The following is a 13,753-nucleotide window of genomic DNA, read 5'->3' on the forward strand; positions in this document are numbered from 1 at the left end:
ACGAAACACATAATACAAGCGCATTATAACGAGAAGAACTAAATTACCAAGTAACTGAACGATAAACATACTAAAGGATGCTTATGAAAATTGCTGTGGTTGGCGTTGGTGCAATTGGTGGTATCTATGGAGGCTTACTGGCCAACGTGGGTCATGATGTACACTTTTTATTACACAGTGATTTTGATCATGTGCAGCGTAATGGACTCAGAATTGATTCTGTGCTTGGAGATTTCCAACTGCCTCAGGTCAATGCCTACCAATCGGCTACCGATATGCCGCAGTGTGATGTAGTGATTGTTGCATTAAAAACGACAGCAAACATGCAGTTAGCACCAATACTTGATGTATTACTTAAACCTGAAACCACACTGTTACTATTACAAAATGGGCTTGGTGCAGAGGAGTTCCTGGCACAACACTATCCCAATAACAGTTTACTCAGTGGCCTTTGTTTTATTTGCTGTAGCAAAATTGGTCCAGGGCATATTCTTCACCTTGATCAGGGAGCCATTCGCTTAGGTGAATACAACCCGCAGCAAGAAGCAGGTATTACCCCTAAAATGCGGGATATTGCAGAGCTGTTTGCCAACACCGGCATATCCATTCATTTCACCCCCAACCTATTACAGGCCCGCTGGGAAAAACTGGTCTGGAACATTCCCTTCAATGGATTATCTGTTGTTTTGCAGCAATCAACTCAAGGCTTACTCACTGACCGTCATTGCCGTGATCTTTTAGTAGAGTTAATGGAAGAAGTGATTGCAGCAGCTAATCACTGTGGATTTACGATCCAGCCCAGCTATGCTCAGGTACTACTACATGCCACTGACAAAATGGCTGATTACCAGCCCAGCATGCTATTAGACTATCAAAATAAGCGACCACTGGAGCTGGAAAGCATTTATTGGGAACCTATTCGAACCGCTGCTGAACGAGGCTTTGATATGGCTAAAACCCGAGTCATTGCCCAACAGCTTGCGTTTTTAGATCAGAAAAATTCACCTTAAAACATTAAATATCAATAAGTTATATAGAGTATTTAAAGTAATTTAACTACTTATACCCAGGCTCATCCATATGACGACACCACACGAAAAACTAGTTATCGCTGTCTCATCTCGTGCCTTATTTGATCTGGATGAAGGCCACCAAATTTTCCTAAATCAAGGATTAGATGCCTATTCCGAATACCAAATTACCCATGAGAATGAAATATTGACGCCTGGTCAGGCCTTTCCATTAGTCAAAAAATTACTATCAATTAATCAACAACTACCTGGAGATCCCAAGGTTGAAGTGATTTTATTGTCCCGTAATTCTGCTGACACTGGGCTACGTGTATTTAACTCAATTAGCCACTATCAGCTACCTATTGAGCGCGCTGCATTTTGTGGCGGGCGCAGTCCCTATCGTTATGTATCTGCTTTTGGTTGCCATCTTTTTTTGTCTACCCATGCAGAAGATGTCAGTAGTGCTCTGCAAGCAGGGTATGCGGCTGCTACCATTCTACCCACCGCACGCAAGACACCTCAGGCTGATGAAGGAGAGCTTTGCTTTGCTTTTGATGGGGATGCAGTCATCTTTTCTGATGAGGCAGAGCGTATTTATAAATCATCAGGCTTGGCAGCATTCAGCGCCAGCGAGAAAGCTAAAGCGGCTGCCAATGAACCATTGTCTGGTGGTCCCTTTAAAGCATTTTTATCGGCACTGCATAATTTACAACAGCAGTTTCCTGTTAATGAATGTCCAATTCGCACCGCATTAGTCACCGCTCGTTCTGCACCTGCTCATGAGCGCGTGATTAAAACACTACGAGAGTGGGGTATTCGGCTTGATGAGTCTTTATTTTTAGGAGGACTGACTAAGGCAGCCTTTTTAAAAGCATTCCATGCAGATGTGTTTTTTGATGATCAAACAGTTCATTGTGAATCCGCAAGAGAACATGTGACGACGGGCCATGTTCCCCATGGTATTGCTAATGAGCCTCCCACGGAGGAAGACCAACAGCAAAACCATTAGAAAAATGCATACTTGACGCCCAGAGCCAAAAGGGTACTTGCCAGCACAGGATGCATGACTCGATCAGGTAGTCGACTGCCTAAACGGGTACCTACATAAATCGCAGGTAATGAGCCTATTAATAGACTGAAGAGCAAGTGAAAATCCACATTGCCTAAAAACACATGGCCGAGACCCGCCACTAGTGTAAGAGGAACAGCATGTGCTAGATCAGTTCCAACAATTCGGCTCGACATTAAGCTCGGATAAAGCACTAATAATATAGCGGTGCCAATAGCACCAGCCCCCACTGACGACAGGGTTACAAAAGTACCAAGCAAAATGCCCATCAGCCATGTCAACAATGGTGTATGTCGCTGATAAAAAGACAGCTGATCACCCCCTGCCTGAGACCTTGCGGGAACTAACCACTTCTTAGCGAGCAATACCAATGCTGTTAACATCAGCATGGCGCCTAAGCTAGAGGTCAACAAATGACTGTACGCCTGGCTGTCAGTAAAAAAGTAATGAAGTACAAGAATCGTTAAGCCAGCTGCAGGTAAGCTACCAGCCCCCAATATCGCTACTACGCGCCAATTTATGGTCCGCTGTCGGTGGTGAATATAAACGCCACTGGCTTTAGTTAGCGATGCATATAATAAGTCAGTACCTATGGCGATGTGGGGAGGATAACCAAACAAAAGAAGAAGAGGGGTCATCAAAGAACCACCACCAACTCCCGTCAAACCTACCGCCAAACCAACAAATGCACCTGTAAGGATATAAAGCAAAATTTCCATCAAATATGGTCTAAGGTTATAAATAGTGAGCGGGAAGTAAACATTAGCAACATATGCCCTGTTTGCTCTGGTAAATGTAGCGGTTTAGATCTATTCTTAAAAAGAATATTTACTTATATTTTTATACTCTATACGTATAATGCATAATGGAGGGTATAATGAAGTTGCAACAGCTGCGCTATATATGGGAAGTGGCGCATCATGATCTAAACGTCTCCGCGACCGCGCAAAGCCTCTATACTTCCCAACCAGGGATTAGTAAGCAAATCCGGTTATTAGAGGATGAACTAGGGGTTGAGGTTTTTGCTCGAAGTGGAAAACATTTAACCCGAATTACACCTGCAGGCGAAGCCATTATCAAAAAGGCAGGTGAAATACTTCGAAAAGTAGAAAGTATCAAGCAGGTTGCGCAAGAGTTTAGTAATGAACAAAAAGGCTCATTATCCATTGCGACTACCCATACCCAGGCGCGTTACGCACTTCCTCAGGTCATCAAAAAGTTTATTAAGCAATATCCCGATGTCTCACTGCATATGCATCAGGGCACCCCGATGCAGATTGCTGAACTTGCTAATGATGGGACTGTTGATTTTGCTATAGCCACTGAAGCACTGGAGCATTTTAGTGACTTGATTATGATGCCTTGCTACTGCTGGAATCGTTGTATCCTGGTCCCCCAAGGACACCCTCTGACTCAAGTTAGCCAATTGACCCTGGAAGAGGTGGCTAAACACCCTATTGTGACTTACGTATTTGGCTTTACGGGTCGCTCCAAGCTTGATGAAGCGTTTTTTAATCGTGGGCTTACTGCTAAAGTGATTTTCACGGCCACTGATTCAGATGTTATTAAGACCTATGTACGACTTGGGTTGGGTATTGGGATAGTGGCTAAAATGGCCTATGATGCCGAGCAAGACAGCGACCTGGTTGCCCTTGATGCGAGCCACCTTTTTGAACCCAGCATCACCAAAATAGGTTTTAGAAAGGGCACGTTCCTACGTCGTTTTATGTATGATTTTATAGAGCAGTTTGCGCCTCACTTAACCAGAGAAATCGTTGAGGAAGCTTACCACCACCATAATAAAGCAGAGTTAGAGGACTTCTTCAAAGATATCAGCTTGCCGAATTATTAAGCAGCCGATTTCATACAGTACATTCATTTCACCTAGAACTGAGTCTCACACCACCCTCCATCACTCAAGTGAGGCTCAGTGTTTTGCTATATGTTTTAAAGATAAAGGGCCGTTTACAAATGCCTTAAAGCTTAGGGATATGGCGACGTGGATCCTCTTCAAGCTGTTGGCGATGAGGTTTTAGCACTTCCTGCACCAACTTAAAGTAAACAGTGTAAATTCGGGTTCCGTAACTAGGATCTTCAACAATAAAAAAAGGTGCTTGAGTAACACCAAGCTCAGCCGCTTTGATCATACCCGGAGAAAAAGGGTCCACTTCATGGGCCTCAATCACTTCATCAATCAAATCAATAAACCCGGATGCTTCTAAGCGCTGCTGCACATCATTGCACTTCCGGCAGGCAGAACCGTCCGCCAGAATTTTTTTTACCATTGTAATATGTGGAGTGCCTGATCCTTTCATCACAAAACCTATTGAGCTTTACTACCAAAAACCAAACTAATCTGCTTGTGGAATATTTCCCGCATGCAGCCCACACTCTTTTTGGGTTGATGCTTCCCACCACCAACGGCCTTCACGCTCATGCTGGTTTGGCAACACAGGACGGGTACATGGCTCACAGCCAATGCTCACAAAACCACGCTCATGAAGAGCGTTATAGGGAAGTTCAAACATCCGGATATAATTCCATACCTGTTCGGAGCTCCAGTTTGCGAGTGGGTTAAATTTAACTAATGGTTGCTGCTCACTGCCAAACGTATGATCTTGCTCAATCACTGGAATATGTGCGCGAGTGCTAGGACTCTGGTCTTTACGTTGTCCTGTCACCCATGCCGATAAAGTACTCAGTTTACGACGCAGTGGTGCAATTTTTCGTACACCACAACACTCCTGATGTCCCTCTTTATAAAAACTAAATAACCCTTTTTCTTTCACCAGTGCTTCAACCGCTTGGGTCTCAGGAGAAAGAAGCTCAATGGCAATGCCATAGTGATCTCTTACCGCTTCAATAAACTGGTAGGTTTCAGGGTGCAACCTTCCTGTATCCAGTGAAAACACCCTTACGGTATTACTCACACGGGATGCGAGATCAATAAGCACCACATCTTCAGCACCACTGAATGAAATCGCCAGCTCGGGAAAGTGCGCTACCGCCAACTCCATAATTTTTACTGGGTCTTGGTTGCTATACTCCAAGTTAAGCTGGGCAATATTTAATGACACAAGGAAACTCCTCACACAGGCTGATATGAGCATCTATACCCAGCACCAAACATTCTTGGCTTTGGGAGTTAATACTCTTACAAATAGTTATAAATATTATGTCAACTATAACAAAAAGCCTGAGCACCATTAAAATAAAAACATCCACTAACATTATAAGTAGCTGCTATATATGATAGGTCTTATTGTACACCCTTATTCTTCGATGGCCTGTTGATACTGAAAAGCTTCCAAGCAAGACAATAGATTTCGAACTTTTGTAATAGATTCCTGATACTCAGCATCGGCTTCAGAGTCAGCCACGATACCACCACCACCCCAGCAATGGAGCTGACCCTGCTCTGCAACCAGCGTGCGAATGGCGATATTGGTATCCATCGAGCCATCCAGACTGATATAGCCGATACAGCCACAATAAGCCTGTCGTGAGACAGGCTCTAACGCATCAATAATTTCCATTGCCCGGACTTTAGGTGCACCTGTAATCGAACCGCCAGGAAAACTATCTTCTAATATATGATAGCAGTCGGCATCATCTTTTAATGTTGCTGTTACCGTAGACACCAAATGATGTACATTCGAAAATCGTTCAAGGGCAAAAAGCTGAGGTACTCGAACCTTTAGGCAGTGCTTACTTAAATCATTTCGCAGTAAATCCACTATCATGACATTTTCTGCCTGATCCTTTCCGCTATGCCTTAACTCATCAGCCAGCTGCTGATCACGCTCAGGATCAGCATGTCTGGGCCTGGTTCCCTTGATTGGCTTGGTCTCCACCTTACCAGCCTTAACCTGAATAAAGCGTTCAGGCGAAATAGACATAACCGCTATATCAGGAAAGTCTAACCAAGCAGAAAACGGTGCAGGGCTTACCCCTCGTAACGCAAGATACGCATCAGCAAAATCGCCCCCATAGGTTGCCGAAAAGCGTTGCGTCAGGTTGACCTGGTAACAGTCACCTTGCCGGATATAGTGTTGAATGGCGTTGAACTGCTGATGATACTGGGTATAGGACGTAGCAGAGTTAAACGGGCCGTGTAATTGAAACGTATCATGAGGACGACCAACTTGACTAAATACACGAGCCAATATTTCTGCCTGACCAAGACGACAGTCTTTATGCACAACCACATATCCTTGCTGTTGCCGATGGTCAAGCACAATCGCCCATAGGTATAAACCAACAACCATATCTGTTTGTGTCGGTTCACTTGAAAAACGCTTAGGTTCTGTGGCGGATTTTAAGTCATACCCCCACCAGCCAAGCCATCCTCCCACAAATGGAATACCCTCAGGTATTTCATCAGCAGCAACAGCATAATTAGCTGCAATTTCACGCATTAAGGGAAAAGGGGAAGAAGATTGCCTCAAAGAAGCTGTTTTTTCAGTATTCTCAGCAAGTGAATAAAGCTGACCATCTTTATAGATTTGCCCACCACGCCGTTCAAGCACAACCTCAGGCTCAGCAGTTAAAATATCAACCAGACTATCAGTGTAACTTGCTGGCTTTGTCGAGCTATCAAGCCATGCAGCATAAGACCAGACTCGTAATCGAGAAAAGTAGGTCCAAGAAGGTTGGTAGGGGATAGGAATAACTGTAAGTGTTGGCTCGTTCATGACGCTTACTACCGCTTAACACGGGCGCATTCTAACGTCTTGATCAAGCAAATGCATCCCATCACAAAGTAGATAAGCGAAATATCATCAGGAAAGGATTAGTTATTAGCTCTCCTCTATAAGAAACATCACTGGGCAGTAATCGTTATAGGCTAACCTTAGTGCTAAGCAAGCGTACAGCACAACACCCCACATCCAGCACACCGCTTGTATAGGTTCTGGTTACCTGACTTGTTTGATTACCGTTACGTGTATGCTCGCTGGTTAAGGCCAGGGCAATGTACATATATCATTGGCTAAGTCGCAATTAGCCTGAGCTAAATTAAGCAACCCCCAAAGCAATACCATAGATACAATAAACGTAACAATTTTCATCGGCTGTACTGCTTCCATTTTCAATCCCCCTCTGATACATCCACTGGTTTCCTTTCAGTGACAGATAAAGCAAAACAATATTAGTGATAAAGCTCACAGTTTTCCAAGTACTATTGTTTATATCCAAAATTCTTTTATAGGCAGAAGCAATATATACCCTTCACTGTGGACATCACTTGTTGCTGGTGTATTCGCCACTACTAATTAAGGCGCAGGTATTGGATCATTCACTCAACCAATACTAGGCTTAACTTGACGGTTAACCCTGTTGACGACAATAGCATTATTATTTTTATCAACGGTTGCAAACGCACCTTTATCGGAATATCCAGTTCATTAAGGATAGAGCCAAACTTTTATAAGCAAAAAGCAGCAACTGTTTAAAGGAAAATAAATCGTAATGACTGAACGTTACAGGCATATACAACATGTAGGTGATCATGGAGATGCACTCAAGCATACCGTTCTAGCTCACTTAATTTCACGATTTAAGACTCAACATCAGCAACTTTTGTTTATTGACAGTCATGCGGCATCAGGTATTTACTCCATTACTGCAGCCCCAGACTGGCGGTCTGGAATAGGTAAATTATGGTCATCCGCTTTTTGTGAGCAGCCTTTATTAGCACCTTGGAAAAATACTGTCCTGCGATGTAATCAACATCACACACCACTTCGTTGTTACCCAGGTTCTCCAGCAATAGCCTTTTTATTGTTACGTGCCCAGGATCAACTCTATTTGGGTGAGTTACAAAATGCTGAATTAAATAATTTGAAACATTGTTTAAATGAGTTGGAAAAAAGTTTTTTTACACCTCACTCTGCACCCACTATTCATTACTACCAAGGTGACTGTCATACATGGTTACCCCAAATTGCTCAACAATGGCGGGGAAAACCTGGCTTATTATTAATGGACCCTCCCTATGAACAGACAACAGACTATGAAGAAGTGGCTTTAACCCTTAATGCCATTTCTCGCCAGTGGCCTGAAGGAAGCCTTATTTTGTGGTATCCCCATTACAAAGAAGATCTGAGTTTTAGACTTTTTAATGCAGTACAACAGCTGATAGCTGCTCCATGTTGGCAAATGGATTTAGTTATCCGCAAGCCTTTAATAAATGACCGGTTAGTAGGGTGTGGCTTACTTTTTATCAATATTCCATCAGTAATACTAAATGAGATTCAACCCATTCTGGATGGTTTAGCTTCAATATTCATGGAGTACTCTGGTCATTGCTATGTTGGACCATTAAAATAGCCATAACTATTACAAGCCCCTTGAGCTTATATTAATAAGTGACTGGGGTGGCAGTTAAATGCTCCTCGGCAATAGCTCCTGCATTGCTCTACTATATGACATCCATGTCATTATGCATAAACTGCATTCCCACCATCCTTGGTGGTCAAGAGCGATGATAACAAACCCTACTAATGTGTCGGGAACACATTAGAACAGCTTCGCTGGCCCGTTAGGGTGAGCGCTATGGATAGCGCACATAAAATTGATTCGCGAAGGGTATATATAAAAATTATAGTGTTTGCATAAAAAATTCATCAGGAATTAACTCTGCGTTATGACTATTAAACCTCATAAAATATAGACATATAAACACCATGTATAACCCGAAAAAATATATCAATAAGACAGTATTTTAATATAATTGTGTTTATGCACACCTTACACTTCATTAATAATTTATCTCATAGTTTATAACTTTAATATGCTGTCAGGGTTTCATGGATGATCAGTGGTTTAAACCTAGCCAGGATGCGAAATAAATAATGTATAAGCAGTCAGCAGTGCCAATATCCTCATCACCAAAAACCAGTTAACGGCCATGGAATCGATTTATGGAAAATCCAATATTATTTTACGAACCAGAAGCCCCTTATGGATTTTTATCAAACTTTGCACCTTTTCCTATTAACGACGGAGCGGTTACCTGGAAAACGGTAGAGCACTTTTATCAGGCACAAAAATTTAATAACCCCAATATTGTGGCTCAAATTCACCATGCACGTACCCCCGCAGATGCTTATGCCTTAGGTAAACAATACAATGAACAGGTTAGAGTTGATTGGCATCAGCGAAAAGAAACCGTAATGCGCGATGCACTACAAATGAAGTTTACACAAAATCATGCTTTAGGACACTGGCTGGTCGCTACACGACCTCATCCATTAGTAGAGCACGCTTTTAAAGACGATTACTGGGGAGATGGTGGTGATGGTCACGGTAAGAATCGTCTGGGGCAATTATTAATGAACTTACGCCAAGAGCTAAGTATCACCCCTCCGTATAACCTTATTCACTTTATAGAAAGCGCAAACTTACCCACAGACTGGGGCATATTCAATATGCATGGCTTTGAAGACCCGGATACGGGTATAGAGCATGTCGCATTAACATTTGGAAACTGGAAAAAGGATGAACCTGTCTTAATAAGGCTTCACTCTGAGTGTTTAACTGGAGATGCTTTATTTAGCAGGCGTTGTGATTGTGGGTCACAACTGCGTAGAGCTTTTCAAAATATCGCACAAGTAGGGACTGGTGCAATCCTCTACTTACGACAAGAGGGGCGCGGTATTGGGTTACTCAATAAAATTCGTGCTTACCATTTACAGGACCAAGGGGCAGATACGGTGGAAGCTAATGAGGCATTAGGCTTTGCCGCAGATCTTAGGCAGTACGACTTTTGTCGTGGTATTCTACATTATCTAAATATAAGCAAAGTCAAACTGATGACGAATAACCCTAAAAAAGTTAAAGCATTAAGAGAAGCGGGTATTAATGTCGTCGAACGTGTCCCCATTCAAGAAGGTCAAAATATATTCAACGAGCGCTACCTCTCAGCCAAAGCCACTAAACTAGGTCATATGTTGGATGTAATTGCCCCAATTTAACGGCTGACAAAAAAATACCGATTGTGCCAATGCAATGCGCGAATCAAGTTGCTCTTCCTGCAGTAGAAGACCAACCTAGGTCTCTACTGCTCACGGTGCTCAGAGCACCTGTGTCACAAATCAGCAAGCATTGCCAACCATCAAAACAAGGATTCACCGCGTGCTTGGCTCGAAGGGAATTATGTAGACTTTGGGTTCAGGTGCTTTAAAGGAAAACGAGAGGCGATTGCCGTGGGTATTTAGGGTACCTCTAAAATAGTACATTTTTTGAAGCGCCTTTTATTCATATGAGCAGCTATTCATAATGAGCAACAATAGCATCTATTGCCTTAGTATCGTGCATAGCCTTCAAGCGTTGATTAATAAATGAAACCGATGCGGGGTCTAAGTCTGAGGAAAATGCCAAGTAAAGCTGATAATCAGGTACGACTAAATCAAAGTCATGAAACTGGTATTGATCAAGTGGTTCATTATTTTTTTTAAGGTTGTATTTCAAACGTAAAGACATTTCCACAAAGAAGGCATCATGTTTAAGCCGTTTAAGTACACGAAATGCAGACTCATAACCTTTTACCCACATGACATTTATTTTCTTACTTTCTATATAAGGGTCTAATCCCGGATAAAGAAAACCTAACATCAATACCAATGTTTTGCCGTATAAGTCCTCTATTTTGGTAAGTTTAAATCCTGGTTGCTGATAGCTTAGTAAACTATGATTGACCGTTACCAATGGGTACTTGGACAGATGTTCTGACTGAACGCGGACACTTTTCCACTCTGGAGAACCATAAGTGATCCAATGTTTTATACGACCACTTTCCAACATACTTACCATACGTTTAAAGGGCAATGTATGATATTTAATGTGCCAATCCTGCCCCGCAAAAATACTCTGTACTATTTCTGTCACAATACCACTATGGCCCTTGCCGTTACTTTCTATTTGGAAAGGGCGAGCCTGGTCAGCAATAACGATATAATTAATATCCATAGCATGTGCATTAAATGCTAACAGAACTAAAACACCAACACGTAAAAAACACTTTATTAGCAAAATAAATCTAAACATAGCTTCATCCAAGTTGAGAAATAATTCTTTCCCTAAACTGTCATCACCCACAACTAATAAAACAGGAAGATTTCATAAACTTTTTATAATCCTATGTATAGTACATCTCTTACCGTATAGACAAACTAAACTGAATAAATAAGCAGACTATTCTCGCCTTATACTAATATGGAGTTCTTCTTGTATAGGTAATGTTCGTTTTCTACTATTGAATTAACGATTCAATCAATGATGGTTTTCGATGCATGGACGTACCGGCAAAACAACCCCTTAAAGATAGCATTGCCAAACGTTTAATTTTTTGGATCTTATTATCAAGTTCATTTATTACTTTGGGTATCACCGTACTACAACTATATATTGACTATTACAACGATGTATCTGCTATTGACGATCGTATAAAACAGGTTGAGTCCAGTTATTTACCCATTATTACTGCCAGTTTATGGGTTGAAGATGAAGAGCAACTAGAAGTTCAGTTATCGGCAATACAAGCTTTAGATGATATTGAGTATATTGCCATTATAAGAAATGGTGAGGTAACCCTATCCCAAGGTGTTCCTACATCAGGTTATAACATCACCCAAAAGTGGCCCATTGAACAAATATACAATGGTGAGCCCATTAAATTGGGGGAGTTAGAACTGGTAGCCAGCCTTTCTCAAGTCTTGCAACGACTGAGAGATAAAGTCTTCATCGTCCTCGCATCGCAAACAGTAAAAACGTTTATTGTATCAAGCTTTATATTTTTTATTGTTTATTGGTTGATTACCCGTCACTTAAGAGAACTTGCTGAATCAATGCGTAGCAGCGACCTTAGTCATAAAAAATTCAAACCACTTAAACTTAACCGAAAAAAACTTTATCAAGATGAACTTGCTTATGTGATTACCAGTTACAACCATATGCAACAAAAAACTCAACACGCCTATAAGCAAATGCAATTAGCAAAACTGGCAGCCGAAAAAGCTAACCGTAAAAAAAGTGAATTTGTTGCCAATATGAGCCATGAGATTAGAACCCCACTTAATGGGGTTATCGGTATGTCATCATTATTGAAAAATACCAAGCTGGATAACGAACAACTTGAGTATACCAATATTATTTATACTTCCTCTCATGCCTTGCTTAGCATTATTAATGATATCCTGGACTTTTCGAAAATTGAGGCTGGCAAGCTTGATATAGAAGAGGTTGATTTTAATTTACTCGACTTAGTAGAAGACTTAACCGATCTGCTCAATATAAAAGCCCAAGAGAAGGCCATTGCTCTTTACAGTTATGTTGATGATCAAATCCCTCCGTCATTATTGGGGGATGCTGGACGTATTCGCCAAGTGCTCACTAATTTGATGAATAATGCACTCAAATTTACCCACCAAGGCTATGTTGGGCTTGATATTCGTTGTTTACACGCGAATCAACAGCAGTGTGAGTTAAGCTTTACGGTTGAGGATACGGGTATTGGTATTAGCAAAGATCGCCAAGATAAAATTTTTGAACAATTCACGCAGGCTGATAGTTCAACCACCCGACTCTATGGTGGAACAGGACTAGGGTTAGCCATTAGCCGCCAATTGGTCAGCCTTATGGGCGGTACGCTTTGTGTCGAAAGTGAGGTTGGTAAAGGCAGTCGTTTTTATTTCAGTTTGCAACTCTCTGTCAGTGAGGAGCAGCCCATCTTGCCCCTTGCTGAAGAGACAAAGCTGGCGAGCCAGAGAATACTGGTTGTCGATGATCACTCATTTAACTTAAGAGTTACCGCTGATCAGCTTCGTAGTTGGGGTTTACAGGTAATCAGTCATGAAGATCCGGATATAGCCCTAGCGACGCTAATTACCGCCAGTAAAGAAAAAAGGCCCATCAACCTGGCCATTATTGATAAAGTCATGCCTGAAACAAATGGCTTTGCATTAGCAAAAGCGATCAAAAATAATGCGGATATTGCTCACTGCAAACTGATTATGTCGACTGCCGAACCGCAGGCAGAAGATAAAAATAAATGCCTTGAGGCGGGTTTTACCGGCTATCTGGTCCGACCCTACCGTAAAAAAGTGCTTAAACAGATGCTACTCGCGTGCTTACAGGCCAGCTCACAACAAGAGCTGATTACCCGTTATGCCCTCAGCCGGCGCACTACACAGAATACATCCAAGAAAATGCCATCACTTGGTCTGCATGTTTTGCTCGTTGAGGATAACCTGGTTAATCAGAAAGTAGCGCGTACTATGCTCGAAAAGCTTGGCTGTCATATCACCATTGCAGAACATGGCAAAGTAGCCCTTGCTTACAGCCAAGTGGATTTATTTGATGTAATTTTAATGGATTGCCAGATGCCCATTATGGATGGTTTTACCGCAACCTCAAGAATAAGAGGGGATTCAGCTAACCTTAACCACCACACCCCCATCCTGGCGTTAACAGCCAATACCATTCAAGAAGAGCAGGATAAGTGCTTTTCCGCTGGTATGAGTGGCTTTATTAGTAAGCCTGTTACCCTAAAGCAGTTGCAAAGTGCCTTGATTCAATATGTGAAAGCTTCAAAAACAACAGCCCCGAGTACATCTTGACTACATTCCAGTGATATTGGCCAGTGGTCGTCAAAAGGGGAATAGCCTATATA

11 protein-coding genes and 1 pseudogene are annotated in these 13,753 nt (G+C 42.0%); 7 read left to right on the top strand and 5 right to left on the bottom strand.

Annotation, left to right across the window (positions count from 1 at the left end):
* Positions 1 to 83 precede the first annotated feature (83 nt).
* Positions 84 to 1,010 (top strand): putative 2-dehydropantoate 2-reductase, encoded by a 927-nt coding sequence (locus KHS79_RS06370; RefSeq protein WP_212717672.1) that lies wholly within the window; start codon positions 84 to 86, stop codon positions 1,008 to 1,010.
* Between the two features lie 70 nt (positions 1,011 to 1,080).
* Positions 1,081 to 2,022, top strand: coding sequence for a 5'-nucleotidase (locus tag KHS79_RS06375; RefSeq protein ID WP_027708232.1), 942 nt, complete (start codon positions 1,081 to 1,083; stop codon positions 2,020 to 2,022).
* On the opposite strand, the gene KHS79_RS06380 is transcribed toward KHS79_RS06375, so the two are convergent.
* Positions 2,019 to 2,801 (bottom strand): sulfite exporter TauE/SafE family protein, encoded by a 783-nt coding sequence (locus KHS79_RS06380; RefSeq protein ID WP_212717674.1) that lies wholly within the window; start codon positions 2,799 to 2,801, stop codon positions 2,019 to 2,021. The genes KHS79_RS06375 and KHS79_RS06380 overlap by 4 nt on opposite strands.
* A gap of 158 nt (positions 2,802 to 2,959) precedes the next feature.
* Here KHS79_RS06380 and cysB point away from each other — a divergent pair, with 158 nt between their 5' ends.
* Positions 2,960 to 3,934, top strand: a complete 975-nt coding sequence (gene cysB / locus KHS79_RS06385; protein ID WP_027708234.1) for an HTH-type transcriptional regulator CysB — start codon at positions 2,960 to 2,962, stop codon at positions 3,932 to 3,934.
* A 124-nt stretch (positions 3,935 to 4,058) separates the two neighbouring features.
* Here the strand turns inward: cysB and KHS79_RS06390 are convergent, their stop codons facing one another.
* The 3 genes from KHS79_RS06390 to pabB form a co-directional block, all read right to left on the bottom strand.
* On the bottom strand, positions 4,059 to 4,397 hold the full coding sequence (locus tag KHS79_RS06390) for a hypothetical protein (RefSeq protein WP_212717676.1): 339 nt from the start codon (positions 4,395 to 4,397) through the stop codon (positions 4,059 to 4,061).
* A gap of 36 nt (positions 4,398 to 4,433) precedes the next feature.
* Positions 4,434 to 5,159 (bottom strand): phosphoadenylyl-sulfate reductase, encoded by a 726-nt coding sequence (locus KHS79_RS06395; protein WP_325167565.1) that lies wholly within the window; start codon positions 5,157 to 5,159, stop codon positions 4,434 to 4,436.
* 195 nt (positions 5,160 to 5,354) lie between these two features.
* Positions 5,355 to 6,776, bottom strand: coding sequence for an aminodeoxychorismate synthase component I (gene pabB / locus KHS79_RS06400; protein WP_212717682.1), 1,422 nt, complete (start codon positions 6,774 to 6,776; stop codon positions 5,355 to 5,357).
* 775 nt (positions 6,777 to 7,551) lie between these two features.
* On the opposite strand from pabB, the gene rlmJ reads away from it, so the two are divergent.
* From rlmJ to ribA, 3 genes and pseudogenes are all read left to right on the top strand, one after another.
* The gene (rlmJ, locus tag KHS79_RS06405) at positions 7,552 to 8,412 is read left to right on the top strand and encodes a 23S rRNA (adenine(2030)-N(6))-methyltransferase RlmJ (RefSeq protein ID WP_027708238.1); all 861 of its coding nucleotides are present in this window, start codon (positions 7,552 to 7,554) and stop codon (positions 8,410 to 8,412) included.
* 593 nt (positions 8,413 to 9,005) lie between these two features.
* A pseudogene (locus tag KHS79_RS25810) lies at positions 9,006 to 9,425 on the top strand (NADAR family protein); the annotation flags it as partial.
* Positions 9,417 to 10,058, top strand: a complete 642-nt coding sequence (gene ribA / locus KHS79_RS25815; RefSeq protein WP_230413470.1) for a GTP cyclohydrolase II — start codon at positions 9,417 to 9,419, stop codon at positions 10,056 to 10,058. The pseudogene KHS79_RS25810 and the gene ribA, both read left to right, overlap by 9 nt.
* Positions 10,059 to 10,353: 295 nt before the next feature.
* Here the strand turns inward: ribA and KHS79_RS06415 are convergent, their stop codons facing one another.
* On the bottom strand, positions 10,354 to 11,130 hold the full coding sequence (locus KHS79_RS06415) for a substrate-binding periplasmic protein (RefSeq protein WP_212717684.1): 777 nt from the start codon (positions 11,128 to 11,130) through the stop codon (positions 10,354 to 10,356).
* A gap of 245 nt (positions 11,131 to 11,375) precedes the next feature.
* On the opposite strand from KHS79_RS06415, the gene KHS79_RS06420 reads away from it, so the two are divergent.
* Positions 11,376 to 13,700, top strand: coding sequence for a response regulator (locus KHS79_RS06420; protein ID WP_212717686.1), 2,325 nt, complete (start codon positions 11,376 to 11,378; stop codon positions 13,698 to 13,700).
* Positions 13,701 to 13,753 lie beyond the last annotated feature (53 nt).

It is taken from the genome of Zooshikella ganghwensis (assembly GCF_018263875.1).
Lineage (GTDB): Bacteria > Pseudomonadota > Gammaproteobacteria > Pseudomonadales > Zooshikellaceae > Zooshikella > Zooshikella ganghwensis.

Coding starts and splice junctions, on each gene's coding strand:
- KHS79_RS06370 (WP_212717672.1), top strand. CDS start 84: ATGAAAATTGCTGTGGTTGGCGTTGGTGCAATTGGTGGTATCTATGGA.
- KHS79_RS06375 (WP_027708232.1), top strand. CDS start 1,081: ATGACGACACCACACGAAAAACTAGTTATCGCTGTCTCATCTCGTGCC.
- KHS79_RS06380 (WP_212717674.1), bottom strand. CDS start 2,801: ATGGAAATTTTGCTTTATATCCTTACAGGTGCATTTGTTGGTTTGGCG.
- cysB (WP_027708234.1), top strand. CDS start 2,960: ATGAAGTTGCAACAGCTGCGCTATATATGGGAAGTGGCGCATCATGAT.
- KHS79_RS06390 (WP_212717676.1), bottom strand. CDS start 4,397: ATGAAAGGATCAGGCACTCCACATATTACAATGGTAAAAAAAATTCTG.
- pabB (WP_212717682.1), bottom strand. CDS start 6,776: ATGAACGAGCCAACACTTACAGTTATTCCTATCCCCTACCAACCTTCT.
- rlmJ (WP_027708238.1), top strand. CDS start 7,552: ATGACTGAACGTTACAGGCATATACAACATGTAGGTGATCATGGAGAT.
- ribA (WP_230413470.1), top strand. CDS start 9,417: ATGAACTTACGCCAAGAGCTAAGTATCACCCCTCCGTATAACCTTATT.
- KHS79_RS06415 (WP_212717684.1), bottom strand. CDS start 11,130: ATGTTTAGATTTATTTTGCTAATAAAGTGTTTTTTACGTGTTGGTGTT.
- KHS79_RS06420 (WP_212717686.1), top strand. CDS start 11,376: ATGGACGTACCGGCAAAACAACCCCTTAAAGATAGCATTGCCAAACGT.